Below are 1,459 nucleotides of genomic sequence, written 5' to 3'. Positions count from 1 at the left end.
GACACTAATGCTCTTAAATGGGGTATGCGGTCGTTTGCCTCGGGGTCCGACTGGCGCCTTCGGGTTTGCCTTGAAATTGATCTGGCAGCGACCGCATGCCCTTAAGGCGCGGCGGCCAGAGGAGCATGACTTCATAGGAGCCTGTTCCGAAGCGTCCCATTAGTGTCCTGTCTGCCGTCCGGCCGACGCGCACCCAATCACAATCGCGCTGCGAAGGACCGGGTGGTTTCATGATGACAACAGATGACGGGAAAGTCATTGCAGGCATCGATACGCATAAGGACACGCACCACGTCGCCGTGATCGATGCTAAAGGCAAGCCTCTTGCAGACGGACAATTCCCCGCATCCGGTACCGGATACCGTCGGATCATTGCGTTCATTACCGGGTGGGGGCAGGTCGATCGGGTCGGCGTGGAAGGCACCGGCAGCTACGGGGCCGATTTGACCCGAGCGCTGGCGTCGGCCGGCTTCGAGGTCATTGAAGTCGACCGACCAAACCGGCAGGACCGCCGGAAGCGGGGCAAGTCCGATCCCATTGATGCCTACCAAGCCGCACAAGCCGTACTGGCAGGCCGGGCAAAGGCGGTGCCGAAGGCCCGCAATGGGGCGGTTGAAGCAATGCGGATGTTACGTACCGAACGCTCCAGTGCCATGAAGGCCCGGAACATCGCCATCGTCCAAGCCAAGGCACTGCTCATAACCTCCCCCGATCGGGTCCGAGCGAGATACCGTGACCTTACCGCCGGCAGGCTGATGCAGGCACTGGCACGGCTCCGACCGGCCGGCGAGTTCGGCACCCCGCTGCACGCAGCGCAGGTGACCCTGAAACGGTTCGGCCTCAGATATCAAACGTTGGAACGGGAGATAGCGGAGATCGACGCCGAGTTGGACCAGCTAGTGACGATGCAGGCACCGTCACTGCGCGATCTGCCAGGCGTCGGTACCGAAGTCGCCAGCCAACTGCTCGTGACCTTCGGCGATAACCCGGAACGGGTCACAACCGAAGCCCAGTTCGCCGCCCTGGCCGGCGTTGCACCCATGCCTGCCTCGTCCGGGCAAACAACCCGACACCGGCTGAGCCTGGGCGGAGACCGTCAAGCGAACTGGGCGCTTCACCGCGTCGTGCTGTCCCGCATGACTTTCGACCCGCGGACCAAGGCCTACGTCGAACGCCGCACGCAAGAGGGGTTGAGCAAGAAAGAAATCATGCGCTGCCTGAAACGCTACGTGGCCCGAGAGCTTTACCGCCAACTAGTCAATCCTCTCCCTGCTCCCGATGGTCAGCGGCTACGCACGCTGCGTCAAAGCAAGAAAATAAGTCTTCAACAAGCCGCCGACCACCACAGGGTATGGCCCATCACTCTCTCACGGCTCGAACGCGGACTCGCGCGCAACGACGAGCTCTACCACCGCTACGAAGAATGGCTCCAACACCCTTGACACCCATAGGAGCATCA

General features: G+C 61.8%; 1 protein-coding gene. It reads left to right on the top strand.

The genetic code is table 11. The annotated features are described in order from the left end of the window. Positions 1 to 233: 233 nt before the first annotated feature. The gene (locus ACMX2H_RS18910) at positions 234 to 1,442 is read left to right on the top strand and encodes an IS110 family RNA-guided transposase (RefSeq protein ID WP_462677839.1); all 1,209 of its coding nucleotides are present in this window, start codon (positions 234 to 236) and stop codon (positions 1,440 to 1,442) included. The last annotated feature ends 17 nt before the right edge of the window (positions 1,443 to 1,459 follow it).

It is taken from the genome of Arthrobacter sulfonylureivorans (assembly GCF_047607445.1).
Classification (GTDB): domain Bacteria; phylum Actinomycetota; class Actinomycetes; order Actinomycetales; family Micrococcaceae; genus Crystallibacter; species Crystallibacter sulfonylureivorans_A.
This window is presented reverse-complemented; position numbering and strand designations above follow the sequence as displayed.

Bases quoted from the DNA above. Each gene is read 5' to 3' on its own strand.
- ACMX2H_RS18910 (WP_462677839.1), top strand. From the start codon at position 234: ATGACAACAGATGACGGGAAAGTCATTGCAGGCATCGATACGCATAAG.